This is a genomic window from Chryseobacterium cucumeris (genome assembly GCF_016775705.1).
In the GTDB taxonomy this organism is placed as follows: domain Bacteria; phylum Bacteroidota; class Bacteroidia; order Flavobacteriales; family Weeksellaceae; genus Chryseobacterium; species Chryseobacterium cupriresistens.
Window position 1 is genome coordinate 430180 of sequence record NZ_CP068760.1, and the last position, 19456, is coordinate 449635.

At 37.1% G+C, this 19456-nt stretch carries 21 protein-coding genes; 13 read left to right on the forward strand and 8 right to left on the reverse strand.

Features of this window, described 5'->3' with window-relative positions:
* Positions 1–44 precede the first annotated feature (44 nt).
* The gene (locus tag JNG87_RS01955) at positions 45–1337 is read left to right on the forward strand and encodes an MFS transporter (RefSeq protein WP_202841405.1); all 1293 of its coding nucleotides are present in this window, start codon (positions 45–47) and stop codon (positions 1335–1337) included.
* Between the two features lie 48 nt (positions 1338–1385).
* Here the strand turns inward: JNG87_RS01955 and JNG87_RS01960 are convergent, their stop codons facing one another.
* Positions 1386–1604 carry a hypothetical protein gene (locus tag JNG87_RS01960; protein WP_202841406.1) on the reverse strand — a complete coding sequence of 73 codons (219 nt, stop codon included), beginning with the start codon at positions 1602–1604 and terminating at the stop codon, positions 1386–1388.
* A 218-nt stretch (positions 1605–1822) separates the two neighbouring features.
* Here JNG87_RS01960 and JNG87_RS01965 point away from each other — a divergent pair, with 218 nt between their 5' ends.
* The 6 genes from JNG87_RS01965 to JNG87_RS01990 all read left to right on the forward strand — a co-directional run bounded on the left by JNG87_RS01965 (position 1823) and on the right by JNG87_RS01990 (position 7055).
* Positions 1823–2497 carry a DUF4919 domain-containing protein gene (locus tag JNG87_RS01965; RefSeq protein ID WP_110008185.1) on the forward strand — a complete coding sequence of 225 codons (675 nt, stop codon included), beginning with the start codon at positions 1823–1825 and terminating at the stop codon, positions 2495–2497.
* Between the two features lie 202 nt (positions 2498–2699).
* Entirely contained in the window at positions 2700–3551 is an 852-nt protein-coding gene (locus tag JNG87_RS01970; protein ID WP_202841407.1) for an alpha/beta fold hydrolase, read from the forward strand.
* Positions 3551–4021 carry an RNA polymerase sigma factor gene (locus JNG87_RS01975; protein WP_202841409.1) on the forward strand — a complete coding sequence of 157 codons (471 nt, stop codon included), beginning with the start codon at positions 3551–3553 and terminating at the stop codon, positions 4019–4021. Before JNG87_RS01970 ends, JNG87_RS01975 begins: the two co-directional genes overlap by 1 nt.
* Positions 4011–4604, forward strand: coding sequence for a hypothetical protein (locus tag JNG87_RS01980; protein WP_202841411.1), 594 nt, complete (start codon positions 4011–4013; stop codon positions 4602–4604). The genes JNG87_RS01975 and JNG87_RS01980 overlap by 11 nt, the downstream gene beginning before the upstream one ends.
* The gene (locus JNG87_RS01985; RefSeq protein ID WP_202841412.1) at positions 4601–5212 is read left to right on the forward strand and encodes a class I SAM-dependent methyltransferase; all 612 of its coding nucleotides are present in this window, start codon (positions 4601–4603) and stop codon (positions 5210–5212) included. The genes JNG87_RS01980 and JNG87_RS01985 overlap by 4 nt, the downstream gene beginning before the upstream one ends.
* Positions 5213–5273: 61 nt before the next feature.
* Positions 5274–7055 carry a GEVED domain-containing protein gene (locus JNG87_RS01990; protein WP_202841414.1) on the forward strand — a complete coding sequence of 594 codons (1782 nt, stop codon included), beginning with the start codon at positions 5274–5276 and terminating at the stop codon, positions 7053–7055.
* 85 nt (positions 7056–7140) lie between these two features.
* On the opposite strand, the gene JNG87_RS01995 is transcribed toward JNG87_RS01990, so the two are convergent.
* From JNG87_RS01995 to truA, 5 genes are all read right to left on the reverse strand, one after another.
* Positions 7141–8898 carry an ABC transporter ATP-binding protein gene (locus tag JNG87_RS01995; protein WP_202841416.1) on the reverse strand — a complete coding sequence of 586 codons (1758 nt, stop codon included), beginning with the start codon at positions 8896–8898 and terminating at the stop codon, positions 7141–7143.
* A gap of 128 nt (positions 8899–9026) precedes the next feature.
* A complete protein-coding gene (locus tag JNG87_RS02000) occupies positions 9027–9797 on the reverse strand; it encodes an alpha/beta hydrolase (protein ID WP_202841419.1) in 771 nt (256 codons plus the stop codon).
* Between the two features lie 86 nt (positions 9798–9883).
* On the reverse strand, positions 9884–10471 hold the full coding sequence (locus JNG87_RS02005) for a Crp/Fnr family transcriptional regulator (RefSeq protein WP_202841421.1): 588 nt from the start codon (positions 10469–10471) through the stop codon (positions 9884–9886).
* 70 nt (positions 10472–10541) lie between these two features.
* Positions 10542–10883, reverse strand: a complete 342-nt coding sequence (locus JNG87_RS02010) for a hypothetical protein (protein ID WP_202841424.1) — start codon at positions 10881–10883, stop codon at positions 10542–10544.
* A gap of 29 nt (positions 10884–10912) precedes the next feature.
* Positions 10913–11644, reverse strand: a complete 732-nt coding sequence (truA, locus tag JNG87_RS02015; RefSeq protein ID WP_202841426.1) for a tRNA pseudouridine(38-40) synthase TruA — start codon at positions 11642–11644, stop codon at positions 10913–10915.
* Between the two features lie 108 nt (positions 11645–11752).
* On the opposite strand from truA, the gene lpxK reads away from it, so the two are divergent.
* From lpxK to JNG87_RS02045, 6 genes are all read left to right on the forward strand, one after another.
* On the forward strand, positions 11753–12778 hold the full coding sequence (gene lpxK / locus JNG87_RS02020; RefSeq protein WP_202841428.1) for a tetraacyldisaccharide 4'-kinase: 1026 nt from the start codon (positions 11753–11755) through the stop codon (positions 12776–12778).
* Positions 12762–13577, forward strand: coding sequence for a purine-nucleoside phosphorylase (locus JNG87_RS02025; protein WP_202841430.1), 816 nt, complete (start codon positions 12762–12764; stop codon positions 13575–13577). The genes lpxK and JNG87_RS02025 overlap by 17 nt, the downstream gene beginning before the upstream one ends.
* A gap of 210 nt (positions 13578–13787) precedes the next feature.
* The gene (locus JNG87_RS02030) at positions 13788–14303 is read left to right on the forward strand and encodes a TlpA family protein disulfide reductase (protein WP_202841432.1); all 516 of its coding nucleotides are present in this window, start codon (positions 13788–13790) and stop codon (positions 14301–14303) included.
* An 89-nt stretch (positions 14304–14392) separates the two neighbouring features.
* The gene (locus JNG87_RS02035) at positions 14393–14848 is read left to right on the forward strand and encodes a GNAT family N-acetyltransferase (protein WP_202841434.1); all 456 of its coding nucleotides are present in this window, start codon (positions 14393–14395) and stop codon (positions 14846–14848) included.
* A gap of 190 nt (positions 14849–15038) precedes the next feature.
* On the forward strand, positions 15039–16136 hold the full coding sequence (gene dinB, locus JNG87_RS02040; RefSeq protein WP_202841435.1) for a DNA polymerase IV: 1098 nt from the start codon (positions 15039–15041) through the stop codon (positions 16134–16136).
* Positions 16137–16180: 44 nt separating this feature from the next.
* Entirely contained in the window at positions 16181–17653 is a 1473-nt protein-coding gene (locus JNG87_RS02045; RefSeq protein ID WP_202841436.1) for an alpha-amylase, read from the forward strand.
* 58 nt (positions 17654–17711) lie between these two features.
* On the opposite strand, the gene JNG87_RS02050 is transcribed toward JNG87_RS02045, so the two are convergent.
* Together JNG87_RS02050 and JNG87_RS02055 are read right to left on the reverse strand one after the other, a co-directional pair.
* Positions 17712–17879 carry a hypothetical protein gene (locus JNG87_RS02050; protein ID WP_202841437.1) on the reverse strand — a complete coding sequence of 56 codons (168 nt, stop codon included), beginning with the start codon at positions 17877–17879 and terminating at the stop codon, positions 17712–17714.
* 233 nt (positions 17880–18112) lie between these two features.
* Entirely contained in the window at positions 18113–19453 is a 1341-nt protein-coding gene (locus JNG87_RS02055; RefSeq protein ID WP_202841438.1) for a carboxylesterase family protein, read from the reverse strand.
* Between the last annotated feature and the right edge of the window lie 3 nt (positions 19454–19456).

Consider the following 19456-nt stretch of genomic DNA (forward strand, 5'->3'; position numbering starts at 1 on the left):
TATCTTGGATGTCATTATAAAAAAACTTTCTGGAAACAACATCTATGGACTCAGCCTCAATCACCACAGGTCAAAGAATCAAAGCCATCATTGGCGGATCTATCGGTAATCTCGTTGAATGGTACGACTGGTATGCTTACGCAGCCTTCGCCATTTATTTCTCCCATTCATTTTTTCCTGATTCTGATCTCAATGCCCAACTGATGAATACCGCAGGGATCTTTGCCGTAGGTTTTCTCATGCGCCCTATCGGCGGCTGGATGTTCGGAAGCATTGCAGATAAGATCGGAAGGAAAAAAGCAATGACGCTCTCCGTCCTGCTGATGTCTTTTGGATCTCTGCTGATTGCCCTTACTCCCACTTATCAGTCTATTGGTATTCTGGCCCCTTTATTACTTTTACTGGCAAGATTACTTCAGGGGCTAAGTGTGGGTGGTGAATATGGAGTTTCCGCCACTTACCTCAGCGAAATGGCCACGCAGGACAGAAGAGGATTTTATTCAAGCTTTCAATATGTCACTTTGATTGGCGGGCAGCTTATTGCTTTAGGTATTCAGCTTATTTTACAAAAATTATTACTCACTGAGGCCCAGCTTGAAGAATGGGGATGGAGAATTCCTTTTGTGATCGGAGCTATGCTTTCTATTATTGCCTTATATCTTAGAGCTAATCTTCATGAAACGGAAGCTTTTGAGAATAAAAAAGAAGTCAGCGAAAAGAAAAAAGGAACGGTAAAAGAGCTTATGAAACATCCAAAAGCTTTGCTTACCGTTGTGGGGCTGACCTTAGGAGGAACGCTGGCATTTTATACCTACACCACTTATATGCAAAAATTCCTGGTAAATACAGTACATCTTACCAAGGAAGAATCTACATTAGTCTCCTTTGTTTCACTCTTTATATTTGCCTGTCTTCAGCCTGTATTTGGAGGATTATCAGATAAAATCGGAAGAAGGCCGCTTCTTTTAGGTTTTGGTATTTTGGGAACTTTATGTACCGTTCCGCTCCTTACGGCTCTCAGTACTACCTCTTCAATATGGGGTGCATTTTTCCTGATTATGGCAGCTTTAATTATTGTAAGCGGCTACACTTCGATCAATGCGGTAGTAAAAGCAGAACTTTTCCCTTCTGAAATCAGGGCACTTGGTGTAGGTTTACCTTATGCTATTACTGTTGCTGTATTTGGCGGAACAGCAGAATATCTTGCGCTTTGGTTTAAGAAGATAGGGTCTGAAGAATATTTTTACTGGTATATTACCGGCTGTATTCTTTTTTCTCTGGTTGTTTATACCGGAATGAAAGACACCAAAAAGACCTCTACACTGGATAAAGATTAAATTATAAAAAACATGCACCGCAGATTTTCTGCGGCGCATATTCTATTTTTAATGATAGGCCTGTTTAAATTTTTCAATCATATGATCCAGATTATGACGCTGGACATAGATACTTTTTACCTCTTCATACCTCGGCGATTTGTAGAAAACCTCATGGAAATCCATACTGCTGTTTCCTACTTTCACAACTTTCTGTACTTCGATATTCAACTTTCTTAATTCGTCTTTGAAGACTTTAAATTCATCTTGTATACTACTACTGCTCATTAATATTTTTAGTTTTTTAGTTAAAAATTCCTTTTACCCCTTCAAATGTCAGGGGTAACATCTCAAATTCCGAATAAAGTTAGTAAATTTATTGACACAAAGTAGCAGTTTGATAATATTTTATTATTTTTTTTACAAATAGTAAGTTGATATTACCCGATTGATGCATATTTCGTATTTTTAATCTCACAAAAAATTGTAACAACCTTATACAAACCATGAGTATCAAAGCATTTTTCACTTTATTCTTTCTAACACTGCTGACTTTTCTGCATGCTCAGAAAATGGAATTCAAAGCACCGGATTATGCTGCCATTCAAAAAAGTATTGAGGATAAAAATTCAGAATTCTATTATCCAAAGCTTTTAAAAAGATTAAAGCAGAACGATACGCTCCTTACCAGCAATCAGTACCGTCATCTTTATTTCGGATATACATTTCAAAAAGAATATCAACCTTATAAAATAGGAAAGAAAGCTGAAGAAGTAGCCAAATATTACCGAGGTGAAGGCATCTCCCAAAAAGATCTTTCAAAGGGAATCCAGTTGTTCCTGGGTGCATTGGAGGAAAATCCACTGGATTTGCGGGCTATGAATTATCTCGCTTACTTGTATCATTTGAATAAAGATGATGCTACCGCCGAAAAAATTGCAGGAAATTTCCACGGATTATTAAATGCCATTCTTACTTCCGGCGATGGTCTCACATGTGAAACAGGTTTTCATGTGATTTCTGTAACAGATGAATATGTCCTTTTAAACAGATTTCAAATGGAAACAAAATCTCAAAGCCTGAAGGGAAAATGCGATTATCAGGAGTTTGAAAAGGACCAATATAAAATTCCCGGATTTTATTTTGACATCAGCAGGTTCTATGGGAAAATATTGGATTAATCATCCCGAATAAATACTTATCAATTTAATATTATTGAACCATTAACAAAAAATCGCTAAAATAAATTTCATATGATTTTGCCCTGAACAAAAGGGTTGAGAAGGAGGAGAAATATTTTTTTTCAAAAAAAATCAAATAGTGTGTAACATTTTTTTAAGGTTCGTCTCTAAAAGACAAATACACTTTAAAACTTAAGAAATCATGAAAAAATTTACACTCCTTTTAATCATTATGTTGTTTTTTTTAGCAGTATGCAATATATTCGGCCAACAAACAGTGTATCCGTTTGAATTAAAGAAAACAGGAAACGGAAATCAGGCATTAATTTTCATTCCCGGATTTGCTTCTTCAGGTGACGTCTGGAATGAAACCATCGCAAAGTTTGAAAAAGATTTCACCTGCTATACTTTAACAATGGCTGGATTTGCAGGAATAAAACCCCAGACAGATGCCAGTTTTAAAGACTGGGAAAAAGGAATTGCAACCTATATCAAAGACAATAAAATTGAGAAGCCCATTCTTATCGGGCACAGTATGGGAGGTGGTCTTGCCCTGGCCATAGCGGCAGATTATCCGGAGCTTGCAGGTAAAATTATCATCGTAGACACGCTTCCCTGCCTGGCAGCGCTATCTGATCCCAGTTTTACATCGAAAGAAAATAATGACTGTTCGCCTGCTATTGCTCAATTGACAGCGATGAACGATGAGCAGTTCCGGAAAATGCAGGCACAGGCTATGCCACGTCTTATGGCTGATATTTCTATGCAGGAAACGGTAATCAACTGGAGTATGAAATCGGACCGAAAAACATTTGCTAAAATGTACTGTGATTTTTATAATACCGATCTCAGAGAGAAAATAAAAAACATCCAATGTCCTTCCCTTATTCTTCTGGAATCTTATTTTGTTACTCTAAAGCCAACGATCGAAAACCAGTACAAAAATTTAAAAAATGCCAATATGCAGTATGCTTCAAAAGGTTTGCATTTTATCATGTACGATGATAAGGATTGGTATCTTAATCAGCTTACTCACTTTTTATCTGCGAAATAATGGTTTTTGAAGAGATATATGAACTCTATTGGCAAAGGATATTCCGTTTATGTATGGGATATGTAAATGATGCCGAACTTGCTCAGGATCTTGCCCAGGAAACCTTTATCATCGTCTGGCAGCAGCTTCCGAAATTCAGGAATGAATCCAGTATAGGGACGTGGATTTTCAGAATTGCATCCAATAACTGCCTCCGGCAGATTGAAAAGGAAAAGAAATTCAGCAAAACCGGTCTGCCCATGAATCTGGAAGAGAAAAAACAGGAATCTATAGAACCTCAGATCCAGATGCTCTACCAGTTTATTTCAGAACTGCCTGAAACGGACAGAATTATTATTTCATTGGAACTGGAAGAGGTAAAACAGGCTGAGATAGCCCATATCGTAGGACTTTCTGAATCCAATATAAGGGTAAAGATTCACAGAATAAAAGAAAAATTAACGCAAAAGTTTAAAGAAAATGGATTCTAATATAGATTTTAAAAATATATGGAAGCAGCAGACTTCCCACAAACCTGATCTGGATGCGCTTCTCGGTAAGCTGAAAAAATTCAGAAATCAAAATCTGCGCAGACTAATCTTTGCTAATATTGGATTGATCGCTACCTCCTTATTGATTCTTTTTATCTGGTACCGTTACCAGCCTGAAATGATCACTACAAAAATCGGGATTGTACTTGTCGTGCTGGGAATGGTTATTTTTCTTCTTGCCTACAACAAAATGTTTATGGTATTTTACAAGATTGATCAGACGCAGTCAAACAACGAGTATCTCCAGAGTTTATATGTAGTAAAGAGTAAGCAGAAATTTATGCAGACCACCATACTTAACTTATATTTTGTCATGCTCTTTCTGGGAATATGTCTGTATATGTATGAATATACTTCAAGAATGCCCCTTAGCTCAGGTATTCTGGCCTATGCTTTAACATCTGTCTGGATTGCTTTCAACTGGTTTTATCTGAGACCGCGAACAATAAAGAAACAGCAAGGTAAACTTGACGAATTAATTAATAAATTTGAAGAGATCAATAATCAATTAAAAGAATCATGATATCTTCTGACAACAAAAATCACTGGGAAAATGTATATGAAACCAAAAATCCGGATCAGGTAAGCTGGACCCAGAAAAAACCTCAGACTTCCCTTGATTTTATACATTCTTCCGGATTGGGAAAAGAGGCCAGCATCATAGACATTGGTGGTGGAGACAGCAACCTTGTTGATTTTCTTTTGGAGGAAGGTTATAAAAATATTACAGTTCTTGATATTTCTGCTAAAGCTTTGGAAAAAGCACAGAAACGACTTGGAGCAGCAGCAGACAAAGTAAAATGGATCACTAGCGACATTACGGCTTTCGAACCTATGGAAACCTATGATATCTGGCATGACAGAGCAGCCTTTCATTTTCTGACAACCCCGGAACAGGTTTCAAAATATATCGGTATTGCAGAAAAGAATGTGAATAACTTTATGATCCTCGGAACTTTTTCGAAAAACGGTCCTACGAAATGCAGTGGATTGGATATTCAGCAGTATGATGAAGAATCATTATCCGAAAAATTTAAAGAAAGCTTTGAAAAAATAAAATGTATTACTGAAGATCATATCACTCCCTTTGATACAGTTCAGAATTTTGTTTTCTGCAGTTTTAAAAAGTAGTAATGAATTGTATGTATTTTTTATTTATTTTTAAATTCCCAACCATTTAAATAAAAATACTATGAAAAAATTATTATTTCTGCTTATTTCAGGCACATTCTGCTCAAATTTTTATTCACAACATTTGGAATTCCAGGAATGCGGAACCGATGAATTAATGAAAAAACATTATGAAAGGTATCCTGAAGAGAAAGCGCGTGACGATGCTTTCAACCTGGAATTGTCAAAAATGATCAAAAGTGGCAAATTTACGTCTAAGCTCAACAATCAGGTATACGAAATCCCTATTGTTGTACACGTTGTAGGAGACGGAAGTGCTATAGGAACTGCTAATAATAAGTCTGACGCAGACATCATTGCATGGATAAACTATACCAATGGTGTTTTTGCAGGAAGTTCCACCAGCGGAATGTCAGGAACAAGTGCAATACTGCCTGTCAAATTTGTTTTTGCAACCAAGGATCCTAACTGTAATGTAACTAACGGGATCAATAGAATCAATGCTTCAGGTCTTCCCAAATATGTAAGCGGCGGTGTAAATAATGACAATACAACCAATGCCGTAACTGCTTCTGAGATTACTGCAATGGGAATGTGGGATACTTCTAAATATTATAATATCTATGTTGTTAAAAAATTAACATCCAACTCCGGAGGATTAAATGGCTTCGCTTATTATCCGGGAGGAAGCAAAGATTATTCTTTTATGGCAGCAAGTGCATCCGCTGTTAATGCTCAGACTTTAGGGCATGAATTCGGACACGCTTTGGGACTCAGACATACGCATGAGGGATACAATGAAACTACAGGAGACTGCCCTGTCAACAATGACTGTACTTTAGAAGGAGATCTTGTTTGTGATACTGAGCCTATGAAAAGTCTTTATCATTCCTCAGTTCCTCACACATGTCAAACCGGACAGATCAATCCTTGTACCACCCAATTATACAATGGTGGTGAGAGAAATGTGATGGCTTATACCTACTGTTTCAGAGATTTATTTACACAAGGACAGACCAACAGAGCTACAGCACAGCTTTTACAATACAGACAATCGCTGATCAACTCACCGGTTGGATCTCCAACTACTATTAATAACAATGTAACATTAACCAATGCATGTACTCCCGCAACCATTACAAATCCGGGTAATTACAATGTAGGAATTACTTTGGTAAAGTTTAGAAGTATTAATAATTATTCAACTAATTATAAGCAGGCAACCAATAATTTTTATGAAAACTTTACCGGTACTTACTGTTTGGGGATTTCAAAAACCAATATTCCCCAAAATGCAGCCACCACACTTACTGTAGCTCCGGGAACAAACAACCCTCACATTATCAAAGCATATATTGATTATAATAATGACGGTCAATTCGATGAATCTACAGAGCTGGTTCTTAATCAAAGTGGAATAAGCAATGGTTCATTGGCTACAGCACAGGTAACTCCTCCTGCGGGTGCAATAACCAATACTCCTTTAAGAATGAGAGTCATTGGAGAGTACAACGGAACAGCAGTAACGGCATGTTATACTCCAAAGTACGGACAGGTGGAAGATTACTCCGTCATCATTGAACCTCAGAATGTATTAGCAATACAAAATACAGGATTGAAAAATGCACCTGTTATTTTTAAAGATGAAAATTCAGTATCTGTAAGAAGTAATGTGAAAATTTCCGCGGTACATATTTATGATGCTGCAGGAAGATTACTGATGAGAAAAAATGATATTAAATCTTCAGAATTCAAATATCCTGTTGACCAGAAAAATATAATCATCACAGCTACAGCAGTACTGGAAGACGGAAAAGTAATTACGAAAAAATTAAAATTTTAATTATTTCAATTATAGAATAAAAAAAGAGAGTTATTGCTGACTCTCTTTTTTGTTTATCTCATTCAAAAGAATAATTTCTTCCCGATTATGATTCTTTTTTTTCTTCCATTTCCACTTCATGTCGAAGCTGAGCTTTATAAAGCGTGGCATAATATCCGTTCTTATCCAGAAGTTCAAGATGCTTTCCTTCTTCTACGATTTTACCATGCTCCATCACAATAATCTTGTCTGCTTTCTCAATGGTGGAAAGTCTGTGGGCAATAATAATGGAGGTCCTATTTTTCGTAATTTTCTCTGTAGCTCTCTGAATCAGCTTTTCACTTTCATGATCAATGGAAGAGGTAGCTTCATCCAGAATTAAAATTTTAGGATCTGATAAATAAGCTCTCAGGAAAGACAGTAACTGTCTCTGACCTAAAGAGATTGAAGAGCCTCTTTCGCTCACTACATAATCATATCCACCGGGAAGCTGCTCGATAAACTGATCTACCTCAATTTCTCTCGCTCCCGCTTTTATTTTTTCCAGTGTGATACTATCATCCCCGAAGGCAAGGTTTTCAAAAATACTTCCGTGGAAAAGGAATACATCCTGCAGCACCACGCCGATATGACTTCTGAGATTATAAAGCTCATAATCTTTTAAATCCACATCATCAATCAGGATATTTCCGGAGTTGATATCATATAATCTTGTAATCAGACTAATGATAGTAGACTTTCCGGCACCTGTAGCACCAACGATGGCTACCGTTTCTCCCGGATTTACTTTAAAGTCAATTCCTTTCAGTACTTCCTGCTTTTCATCATAAGCAAAGTGTACTTTCTGGAATTCAATTTTTCCTGCAAAATGATCTTTCTTCACGGTTCCGTTATTCGGCATCGAGTTTTCTTCATCCATTAATCCCAGCACTCTTTCTGCTCCTACAATTCCTCGCTGGATATTGTTAAAACGGTCAGCAATCTGTCTCAAAGGACGGATCAGCATTGAAATATACTGGATAAATGCAATCACGACTCCGGCACTGATGGTAATATATCCTCCATAGAAAAGAATAAATCCTATGAATAATGAAGAAATAAGTTCCACCACAGGGAAGAACAGTGAGAAAATAAATACGGTTCTCAGCAATGCTCCTTTCAGGGTAATATTGATATCATCAAATTTCTTAAACTCAGATTCCTGTCTGTTGAATACCTGAATAATAGACATTCCTGCCAGTCTTTCCTGAACAAAAGAGTTCTGATTGGCTGTCCAGTTTCTCTCATCCCCGAAAGCTTTCTTCAGTCTTTTCTGGAAGAATCTCGTAATGACTACCATCAAAGGTAAGATGGCCAGTGTAATATAACTGAGGTGAACATTGGTACTGAACATCATCACCAATACAAACAGAATTCTCAGGATATCTCCAAATACCATCAGGAAACCATCTGTATATACCGTCGCAATGGTTTCCACATCTCCTACAGCCCGCGTCACCAGCTGTCCGATGGGTGTTTTATCAAAAAATGAAGTTTTGAAATAGATCAGTTTAGCATATAATCGCTCTCTGATATCCCTGATCACATTTTGTGAGATAAAATTTGAAAAATAAACCAGGAAAAAATTTAAAATCGTTTCAGCAAACACCAATCCCACAAGGATATAGATATGTTTCATCATCAAAGCCTTATCATGAAGCTTTGTTATATCATTATCCACCACCTGCATAGTGAGATAAGGCCTGTAAGTAGAAACTATCGAAAGGAATATGGAAATGATAAGGGTAAGGATGAACCAAGAACGAAATTTCATTCCGATAAAGAACAGCCTCTTTATAATTCCCCAGGTATCTTGTTTTTTCATTGTACGAATCGAAAGAAAGAATTAAAATATTCTATGCAAAAATAAGACATTATAACCGGACTGCCTTTACAACTTTTGCAAATCGTCATAGAAAATATCAGATACCTACCATTTACAATATGAATAGATTAAGTATTCTTTTGTATCCAGCCTAAAACATATTCTGCTACTTCTTCCCAATTTTTCTCTCCACAGATGAAATGACTTCTCCCTGCAAACTCTTTAAAATCGACAATGCTTCCCGGATCTTTGTAAGCCCCTGCTATTTTCTTTGAAAATGCTGCCGGGAAAATATGATCATTAGAGCCTGCAATGAACAGCAGCGGTTGATGGGGTTTCTTTAAATCTAATTTTGCAGAAGCTTTAAACAAAGGATCTTTTGCCAATTTTCTACTTTCAGGAACTGCTACTGTCTCGTAAAGCCTGTCACTTTCTTCCTTTGAATAATTATTGAAAAAAGCTTTGTGATACCATTCTTTTGTTCCCATATATGGACTGTTTCCTTTGAAGAAATTCACTACAGGCCAAACAATTTTAATGGTAGAAAAAGGAGCCATGATATTTTTCGGAGGAGCACCGTCAATACTTATACCAGCTGCTGCTTTTCCCATGTCAATCAGCTTCTGAACCATAAGTCCTCCAAAAGAATGTCCGATAACAATAGGCTTTTCGGGAAGACTGTCAATCAGTTTCACAAGATTGTCCACGGTATCGTCAAAACCGACATGTCTTAATTCTCCGGGAATATTATTTTTTAAGTATACGGGATCCCCTCCATGTCCCGGATTTGAGGGTGTATGTACAGTATATCCCTGCGCTTCAAAATAAGTTTTCCATTCTTTCCAGCTTGTATTATTCACAAATAACCCATGAATGAATACGATCGTTTTTGTTTTCATAATTTTCACTTTTTTGTTTTGTTAAATTGATGAAACAAATTTCTGCAGATAAAATGACGAAAACTTTAACCCAGGTTAAAATCGTACTATTTGCCTGAAATTCTTTTTCTTATCCTGCTCAGAGAAGGTCCCTGAATCCCTAGATAAGAAGAAATATGATACAGCGGAACATTACTGAAAATATCCGGATGCTCTTTCATCAGATCCAGATAACGCTCTTCCGGAGACTTTAATAAAAATCCTTCTACCCTTGTCATGGTAACGTTAAATGCTGCCTGTGCCAGAAGTCTCCCAAATTTTTCCCATTGATGCGACTGCTGGTAAAGAGAAATAAGATCTGCATGCCGGATAAAAATAATAGAAGTATTCGTAAGGGCCTGTGTAAAATAATCACATGGGATCTGATTGAGAAAACTTTTAAAAGAAACTACAAAACCATTGGCCGAATAAAGAAAAACATTCTTTTCTTCACCCGTATCTCCATTGATGACATAAGAACGAAAAACTCCATCGACAATAAATCCTAAATAAGAACAGACGTTTCCCTGAAGATTATAAAATTCTCCTTTTTTATATTCTTTTGGAAACCAAAAATTTTCAGACAGTCTGAAATCTTCTTCTGAAAGTCCAGCAAAATGATATAATGCGAAGGCTAATTTATCAATTTCAGTCATGGCTATTTTTTTTAGTATTTCTTACAGTATTTAAAAATAATCTTAATTTCCGATACTAAAAAAAGAAATCTTACTGATCAATAGTCTTCCCTATCTCTTCAATTTCGATGGTCTTTGCCGGTCTTTCTTTGATAAATTTATTTTCAAGGAATTTATAAACTCCCCAAACTGCAACAATAGAGATTAACCAGCCAACGATATTCACTGCTGAAAATCCTGTATAATTGACATTTTCTGCGGATTCAGGATCTGTTAATCCCATATATATACCATAACCTAAGCCTAACAAAAGCTGAGTTCCCAGATAAATACCGATAGCCAGAACACCATACTGCCACTTTGTTTTTCCAAACCTTTCTGCTAATTGTGCATAATACCGGTAAGCGCCGATAAGAATAAAAATTGATAACATGATTATTATTTTGTTTTTTAAGTTTTTATTTAAAATTCATATCCCACATCTACAAGATACAGCCCGTGTCCCGGTGCTGAAGTTCCCGCGGCGTTACGGTTTTTGTCTTCAATCACTTTACGGAGATCTTCAGGTTTCAGTTTTCCGGTTCCTATTTCTACCATCGTTCCGACAATTGCGCGAACCATATTTCTTAAAAAGCGATTCGCAGAAACTGTAAATTTAAGTTCCGTTCCGTTCTGTTCCCATTCTGCTTTGTAGATTTTACAGATATTGGTTTTGTTGTCGGTTTTTAATTTGGCAAAACTGGTGAAATCTTCATATTCAAAAAGAATTTTACAGGCTTCATTCATGGCATTAATATCCAGTGATCTTTTCCAGTGTTGCCATGCAGATTCCTGAGTGAAGGGATTTTTTTCCAATGAGATAAAATATTCGTAGGTTCTGTACGTGGCATCAAAACGGGCATGAAAATCGTCTTTTACCGGAAAAATCCTTTTAATGGAAATATCAGGAGGAAGAAAACTGTTCAGCCTTCTTGTAAGCTGATCATCCAACTCTTTTTCCGTATCAAAATGGGCAAATATTTTTTTGGCATGAACTCCTGTATCGGTTCTTCCTGCTCCTGTTGTTTTAATCTCTTCGCGCAAAATGGTAGAAAGCGCTTTTTCCAGTTCTTCCTGTACAGAAATAGCATCCGGCTGTATCTGATAGCCGAAATAATTCTTTCCGTTGTAAGAAAATTCAATAAAGTATCTCAATGTATTGTAATAACTCCACAAAAATACTTTAATTTAACGAAATATTTGTTGAAAAGTCTTCGAGAATATTACATCAATGCTTATTAAAATTCCTATTTTTGCAATCGTATGAAAAGATGGTACCTTTATCCTTTTTCCCTTGGTTATCATTTGGTAACGGGTATCCGGAACACAATGTATGATCTGGGAATTTTTAAGTCGACAAAATTCAAAACACCGATAATCAATGTCGGGAATCTTTCTGTGGGCGGAAGCGGAAAGTCACCTATGGTGATGTATCTTGCTCAGTTCCTGTCCAAACATTACAGAACCGGAGTGCTTTCACGGGGTTATGGAAGGCTTACCAAAGGTTATGAAGTAACAAATTACGAAAGCAACTACAAAATGGTGGGTGACGAAGCGATGCAGCTTTTTGAACGTTTTAAAAACCGTTTCGTAATTGCCGTTTCTGAAGAACGTGTTCCCGGAGCCAAAAAAGTAATTGACGATATGGATCTTGAAGTTCTTGTACTGGATGATGCCATGCAGCACAGAGCCATCAAAGCCGGATTCAATATTCTGATGACCGATTTCAGTGATCCTTTTTTCAAGGATTATCTTCTTCCTGCCGGAGATCTTAGAGAATCAAGAGCCGGATATAAAAGGGCCGACATCATCATGGTCAGCAAATGCCCTGATGAACTGACGGAGGAAACAAAAAGGTATTATATATCAAGAATACGACCTTCTTACGGGCAGAAAGTATTCTTTTCATCCATCGGTTATGACGAAAATGTCTACGGAAAAGATAAAATGCTTCCGGATAATAACCTGAATTATTATGATATTTTACTGATCACCGGAATTGCCAATCCTAAACCGCTTCTGGAACATCTGGCAAAATTCTCAAAAAGGGTGAAACATTTAAAGTTCAGAGATCATCATAATTTCACGGATGATGATATTAAAAAAATCCTTGCCGAGTATAAAAAATTAGGAGAATATAAACTGATATTAACCACAGAGAAAGACTATGTGCGTCTGAAAACTTTTGACTATCTTAGAGAAATTGTTTACTACTGGCCTATCAATGTATTGATTGATAAGAAAGAAGAATTCAATCAAATCATCTTAGATTATGTTAGAAAAAATTAAAGAAACTGCAGATTTTATTAAAAATATTATTCAGGAAACCCCTGATTTTGCAGTGGTGTTAGGATCCGGACTGGGAAAATTACAAAATGAAATAGAACTGATCCATGTTTTAGAGTACAAAGACATTCCTCATTTTCCACAGACTACAGTGGCCGGACATACCGGAAAACTGATTTACGGAATTCTGGAAGGAAAAAAAGTACTGATGATGAGCGGACGTTTCCATTATTATGAAGGACATTCTATGGAAACGGTGACATTCCCCATAAGAGTTTTTCATTTGCTGGGAATTCAAAACCTTATTCTTTCCAATGCCTGTGGTGGTGTAAACCCAGCTTACAATGTTGCAGACATCGTTATTCTGAAAGATCATATCAACATGATGCCTGAGCATCCTTTACGTGGAAAAAATATCGATGAGCTCGGGCCACGTTTTGTGGATATGAGCGAGCCTTACAACAAAAAAATGATTGCCACAGCGGAAAAGGCTGCTGCCAACCACCAGATTAAAATTCATCAGGGAGTTTATGTGGCACTACAAGGACCAACTTTTGAAACCCCGGCCGAATATGGCATGATTAAAGCTATTGGTGGGGATATGGTAGGAATGAGCACCGTTCCCGAAGTTATAGTTGCCAGACATATGGGAATGGATGTTTTCTGTATTTCCGTGATCACGGACCTTGGCGGACCGGATGTCGCTTTTGCCGTTTCCCACGAAGAAGTTCTGAATGCTGCCAATAAAGCAATGCCCAATGTAATTGCCGTTGTCAAAGGCCTGATTAAAAACTATCAGTAAAAATAACCTAATACTGCAACTGAAGACGTAATATTCCCATCCTCTGGAGGGGTAGCAAAAACTCAAAGAATTTTTGACGGGGGTGGTTTTCACACTCTCACTCTCCTATTCCATAGAATCCATCAATATTATAAATTTTTCCTAATTCACCGGAAATCAGTTTCAGATTCCAATTCATTGTTTAGATTTGTACCCATGAAATTGTACGAAATGAAAAAGCTGATATTAATTTTTATGATGGGTATTTTTGGAATAAGTTATTCACAAAAAGCACCTGCTGTCCTTAAAACAGGATTTTCAAAAGAAGCTTTACAGCAGAAGCTGGAAGATGAAAATGGAAAAACCGTTACCATCCAGCAGATTCTGAATCAGCATAAAGGAAAAGTTTTAGTGATTGATTTCTGGGCCGGATGGTGCAGAGACTGTTTAAATGCTCTTCCAAAAGCTAAAGAATTAGAAGAAAATAACAAGAATATTGATTTTGTATTTCTATCATTAGACCGTTCAAAAGAAGGGTTTGAAAAAAGTCTGGAAAGATTTGATATGAAAGACAAAGAAAACTATTGGTTTTCTACAGGCTGGAAGAACGATTTCAATAATTATGTAGATCTAAACTGGATCCCGAGATATATGGTGATTGATCAGAAATCTTCCATTGCAAAATATTATGCAATATCTCCTGAAGACCCTGAACTTCAACAAACCATAGACAAGCTTTTAAAATAATTATTATTTATCTAATCCGAAAAAACATAAAAAAACTCATTGAAAACCAAAAACTTTCAGTGGGTTTCAAATTTTATACCCATAGCACCATGATTACAAGAGAAGCCAAAGAGCAGGATTTAGCAATCCTTTTAGAATTTGAACAGGGAGTTGTTACTGCCGAAAGACCGTTCAACAGCACATTGATTGAAGGAGAGATTCATTATTACGATTTAAAACATCTGATACAATCTCCCGAAGCAACCGTAATTGTTGCCGAAGAAAATAATGAAATCATTGCATCAGGATATGCTCTGATTAAGAAAGCGGCAAAAGATTATTATCAGTTTAAAGAATATGCCTATCTTGGTTTTATGTATGTAAAGCCCGAACACAGGGGAAAAGGAATCAATAAAGTCATTACTGATGAACTCATTTCCTGGTCAAAATCAAGGGGAATCAATGAGGTAAGACTGGACGTATATGCTCAGAATGAATCTGCCATAAAAGCGTATGAAAAGGCAGGTTTTGAACCTCATCTTCTTACCATGAGACTGAAGGCTTAAAGGCAGGAAGCTGGAAGTAGTTTATGCACTAAGAATAGCCTGTGATTTTTTAATTAATTTTCAATAAACAGGTCATCAATTTCTATATCGTCCTCATTAACTTCCAGCCTCCCGCTTCACACTTCCATCATATAAAAAACTTCCCTTCTAAAAAAAATTACCGTCAATAAAGGAATCCATATCTTTGTATATGGATTTTTCTTTGCCTCTTCGTAAAATTATTCATGTGGATATGGATGCATTCTATGCTTCTGTAGAACAGCATGATAATCCTACCTTAAAAGGCAAGCCAATAGCAGTAGGAGGACAGCATCGTGGCGTTGTCGCTGCCGCGAGCTATGAAGCCAGAAAATATGGTGTCCGTTCTGCCATGCCCAGTAAAACAGCCAAAGAAAAATGCCCTCAGCTTATTTTTGTTCCTCCCCGCTTTGCCCGATATAAAGAAATCTCGAAAAAGATCCGGGAAATTTTTTACGAGTATACCGATCTGGTAGAGCCACTTTCTCTGGATGAAGCCTATCTGGATGTCACCGAAAATAAAAAAGGAATGGAATCTGCCAACCTCATCGCCAAAGAAATCCGCCAGAAAATTTTTGAACAGACAGGATTAACAGCTTCTGCAGGAATTTCAGTGAATAAGTTTCTGGCTAAAGTTGCTTCTGACATCAATAAACCTAATGGCCAGAAAACCATTCATCCTGATAAAATGGAACAATTCCTGGAAGAATTGCCCGTAGAAAAATTTTATGGGGTTGGAAAGGTTACGGCTAACAAAATGTTTAGTTTAGGAATTTATAAAGGAAAAGATTTAAAAAAGAGATCACTTGAAGATCTGATAAGGCTTTTTGGAAAATCCGGCCAGCATTATTATAATGTGGTTCGCGGAATCCATACATCCGAAGTGAAACCTCACCGGATTCAGAAAAGTGTAGCCGTAGAAAGAACTTTTTTTGAGGATCTTCTTGATGAACAGCAGATCAATGAAAAGCTGGAGAGCCTGGCTGAAGAAATTCATCAGAGACTACAGAAAAATAATATTCTCGGAAGAACTTTAACATTAAAAATAAAATATAAAGATTTCTCTCTTTTTACAAGAAGCATTACGAAAGAAGATTATTTCTCCTCACCGGAACAATACTACAACACCGGAAGAAAACTCTGGGAGCTTCGCCCTTTTGATAAAGCTGTCCGGCTGCTCGGATTGTCTCTTTCCCACCTGAATACGGAAGAAAGGAAACAGGTTTCCGTTCAACTAAAAATCCCGTTTGAGGAATTTGAAAATGAATAGGTCATATTTTTTTGCTATCTTGTATCAATCAAATCAGCAAATTTATGAACCCAACCATGATTCAGTTTTTTCACTGGTATTCTGAAGGAGACGGAAAGTTGTGGAAAGAAGCCGAAAAACAGGCAAAATATCTGGCAAAACTTGGAATTACTTCTGTATGGTTTCCTCCAGCCTATAAAGGAACAAATGGCGGTTACTCGATTGGTTATGATGCCTATGATCTGTATGATCTCGGAGAATTTGACCAGAAGGGAACTATTCCTACCAAATACGGCACTAAAAACGATTATATAAAAGCTATCAAAGCCTTAAAGAAACAAAATATACAAGTCATTGTAGATATTGTTCTGGGACATAAAGCCGGAGGTGATGAGCTTGAAAAATTTAAAGTCGTAAAAGTAGATGAGGAAAACAGGGAAAAAGTGATTTCCGATGTCATCGAAATAGAATCTTATACGAAATTTACGTTTCCCGGAAGAGGAAAAAAGTATTCTGATTTTGAATGGAACTTCACCTGCTTCAGCGGTGTGGATTATGCCGAGGGTATGGACTCTCATATCTTTAAAATCCAATCCGAATATGGAAATGACTGGGAGGAAATGATTGATGATGAAAAAGGAAATTATGATTACCTGATGTATAATGACATTGAGCACCGGAATCCTTTTGTACGGGAAGAACTCAACCATTGGGCAAAATGGTATTTCGACCAGACAGGTTTTGACGGCGTGAGACTGGATGCTTTAAAGCACATTTCATTTGATTTCTACAAAGAATGGCTCACTCTGCTTCGTTCCAATTCCGGGAAAAATATTTTTGCCGTAGGCGAATACTGGGCTCCGGGATATTTACATTTACTTCAAAAGTATATTGAAGTGACAGAAGGCTGTATGAGCCTTTTTGACAGTTCATTACAGAATAACTTTCATACAGCATCACGGGAAGGCGCTTCGTATGACCTAAGAAGAATTTTTGATGAAACCCTTACCCAGGCAGATCCCCTACATTCAGTAAGTTTGGTAGCCAATCATGATACGCAGCCTTTACAGGATCTTGAAGCTCCTGTAGAGCCATGGTTCAAGCCACTTGCCTATGCTCTTATTTTATTGAGAAAAGACGGTTATCCATGTGTTTTCTATCCGGATCTTTATGGTGCTCATTATACGGATAAAGACAGAGAGGGCAACGATCAGGAAATATTCATGCCTAAAATTGATGGAATTGAAGAATTATTAAAAGCCAGAAAAGAACACGCCTATGGTAATCAGCATGATTATTTTGAGGATGCCAACTGTCTTGGATGGGTTCGTACAGGAGATGACAAACATAGCGGATGTGCAGTCGTTTTAAGTAATAAAGATGCCTACAATAAGCCTATGGAAGTAGGAAAACTTTATGCCGGAAAAAAGTTTAAAGACCTGCTGAAAAGATTCGAAGAAAAAGTAATTATTGATGAAAACGGCTGGGGAGATTTTCCTGCTCCGGCAGGAAATGTAAGTGTCTGGATTCCTGAATAAGATTAATTTATCAGAAACCCCTGTCAAGGTTTGAAACCTTGACAGGGGTCTTTAAGATTTAGCAGTAAATATATCTGCAATTCCAAACATCTATAGCCCATTCACAGCAATACCCTTCTTCGTTGGAAGTACAGCATACTCTGTCCCTGTTGATATCTCCGGCTTTTAAACTCTTTAATTCCAGACGGTTCAGTTTTCTTACTTTGAAGTTTCTGTTTGTTTTCATAATTATTATTTTTATGGTTTAGATAATAAATATACATTAAAAATTACAATTATGAATATATATTCAATACCAATTACTTAATTTAAAACATAATTCATAAAAAAAACAAACATTGAAAAACGATAACCACCCCGTCAAAAATTCTTTGAATTTTCGCCGCCCCACAGGAGGGGAATTTACGTCTTCAATTGAATATCGATTAAGTTGAAAGGTCGTGGTAAGTTGATGTATGGTTACATCTTTTGAAGCTCCAGGATTTCCGGTCTTTCTGAGGTATCAGCAATTTTTCCGGTTCTGGCAAATTCAGCCCAGAGCGCTCTCAGTTTTTTACCATTCTCATGAATACGACTCCATGGAATATCTTTCAGCAATTCGGAAGATTTCCAGGCTGATTCATTTCCGAAAATTAAAGGAAGATCAATACAATGCGGTGCTCCGATATGATTGTCTTTCAGTTTTGAATGAATTCTGAATAGATAGACATTTCCACCGGCATCCGCCAGATTCCGGGCAAACTGTCTTGCCGGATTTCCATAGATCAATGCTGTAGTTTTTTCAACCGTTTTATCCATGATTTTTAAACCTAATCCTTTTCCGAAATATTTATTTAAAGCTTCTGAGGTTTTAAGATAGAATGCCGTTTCATCATTATTTAAACCAATCAGGACATCAAATTTCTGAGCATTTTTTTTCCACATTTCCACAGAATCTTCTTCTTTACACAAAGGAAAATGTCCGTATTGAGTTCCGAAAGGCATCGCAGCTTTCAACCCATATTTTATTACGGAAGGCACACATGCTTTGTACTCATCCATCATTTTTAAAACATCGGTTTCCTCTTTCAGCACTTCTGTTTTTTTCAGAAATTCTGCAGACATTTTTTGTCTTTTATGACGTAATCCCAAGGGAGCACTTTGAATAATCACACGCTGGAATAAGCCTTCCACACCTTCCGAAATCATTAAATGAGCAATAGCATCGCCTCCTGAAGACTGCCCGAGAAGGGTAATATTATTTTGATCGCCCCCCAGATCTGCTATATTGTTTCTGATCCACCTTAATGCTTCGATGATATCCAGCAATCCAAGATTGGCAGGTCTTTTCTCATCTCCCCCTAAAAAACCAAATAATCCCAGACGATATGAAACACTCACAACGATAATATGCTGTTCTTTTACCCATTCGGCAGGATCGGCTGTAGCCAGATCTCCACAGCCTATTTCATGAGAGCCTCCATGGATCCAGACCACCACAGGAAGTTTTTCATTTTCAGATATAATTTGCGGCCGGGTTATGGAAAGATACTGGGTAGATTCATCTGCTTCAAAACTTTCAACAGGTGTCGCTCCGATCATTTTTTCTACAAGCGGACTTAAAGCCTGCGGGCACACCGGAGTTTTTTCCGGAGAAATAATGTTTGAAGATAAAGAGGCTTCTATGGCGACTGGTTTTTTAAATCTTTCAGAATGGGCGTATCGGATACTTTTAAGCCTTATAACTCCTTGTTCTTTTAGAGCTGTAATTCTCCCGAATCTGGTATTAAAAACAGTAGTGTCTTGGTGATTTGGTGTCATCTT

What these genes read in the sequence shown, in the direction of transcription:
- JNG87_RS01980 (WP_202841411.1), top strand. Translation starts at nt 4,011, where the DNA reads ATGGATTCTAATATAGATTTTAAAAATATATGGAAGCAGCAGACTTCC.
- JNG87_RS02055 (WP_202841438.1), bottom strand. Translation starts at nt 19,453, where the DNA reads ATGACACCAAATCACCAAGACACTACTGTTTTTAATACCAGATTCGGG.
- dinB (WP_202841435.1), top strand. Translation starts at nt 15,039, where the DNA reads ATGGATTTTTCTTTGCCTCTTCGTAAAATTATTCATGTGGATATGGAT.
- JNG87_RS02000 (WP_202841419.1), bottom strand. Translation starts at nt 9,797, where the DNA reads ATGAAAACAAAAACGATCGTATTCATTCATGGGTTATTTGTGAATAAT.
- JNG87_RS02050 (WP_202841437.1), bottom strand. Translation starts at nt 17,879, where the DNA reads ATGAAAACAAACAGAAACTTCAAAGTAAGAAAACTGAACCGTCTGGAA.
- JNG87_RS02025 (WP_202841430.1), top strand. Translation starts at nt 12,762, where the DNA reads ATGTTAGAAAAAATTAAAGAAACTGCAGATTTTATTAAAAATATTATT.
- lpxK (WP_202841428.1), top strand. Translation starts at nt 11,753, where the DNA reads ATGAAAAGATGGTACCTTTATCCTTTTTCCCTTGGTTATCATTTGGTA.
- JNG87_RS02035 (WP_202841434.1), top strand. Translation starts at nt 14,393, where the DNA reads ATGATTACAAGAGAAGCCAAAGAGCAGGATTTAGCAATCCTTTTAGAA.
- JNG87_RS01960 (WP_202841406.1), bottom strand. Translation starts at nt 1,604, where the DNA reads ATGAGCAGTAGTAGTATACAAGATGAATTTAAAGTCTTCAAAGACGAA.
- JNG87_RS01965 (WP_110008185.1), top strand. Translation starts at nt 1,823, where the DNA reads ATGAGTATCAAAGCATTTTTCACTTTATTCTTTCTAACACTGCTGACT.
- JNG87_RS01985 (WP_202841412.1), top strand. Translation starts at nt 4,601, where the DNA reads ATGATATCTTCTGACAACAAAAATCACTGGGAAAATGTATATGAAACC.
- JNG87_RS01955 (WP_202841405.1), top strand. Translation starts at nt 45, where the DNA reads ATGGACTCAGCCTCAATCACCACAGGTCAAAGAATCAAAGCCATCATT.
- JNG87_RS02005 (WP_202841421.1), bottom strand. Translation starts at nt 10,471, where the DNA reads ATGACTGAAATTGATAAATTAGCCTTCGCATTATATCATTTTGCTGGA.
- JNG87_RS01970 (WP_202841407.1), top strand. Translation starts at nt 2,700, where the DNA reads ATGAAAAAATTTACACTCCTTTTAATCATTATGTTGTTTTTTTTAGCA.
- JNG87_RS02030 (WP_202841432.1), top strand. Translation starts at nt 13,788, where the DNA reads ATGAAAAAGCTGATATTAATTTTTATGATGGGTATTTTTGGAATAAGT.
- JNG87_RS01995 (WP_202841416.1), bottom strand. Translation starts at nt 8,898, where the DNA reads ATGAAAAAACAAGATACCTGGGGAATTATAAAGAGGCTGTTCTTTATC.
- JNG87_RS01990 (WP_202841414.1), top strand. Translation starts at nt 5,274, where the DNA reads ATGAAAAAATTATTATTTCTGCTTATTTCAGGCACATTCTGCTCAAAT.
- JNG87_RS01975 (WP_202841409.1), top strand. Translation starts at nt 3,551, where the DNA reads ATGGTTTTTGAAGAGATATATGAACTCTATTGGCAAAGGATATTCCGT.
- JNG87_RS02010 (WP_202841424.1), bottom strand. Translation starts at nt 10,883, where the DNA reads ATGTTATCAATTTTTATTCTTATCGGCGCTTACCGGTATTATGCACAA.
- JNG87_RS02045 (WP_202841436.1), top strand. Translation starts at nt 16,181, where the DNA reads ATGAACCCAACCATGATTCAGTTTTTTCACTGGTATTCTGAAGGAGAC.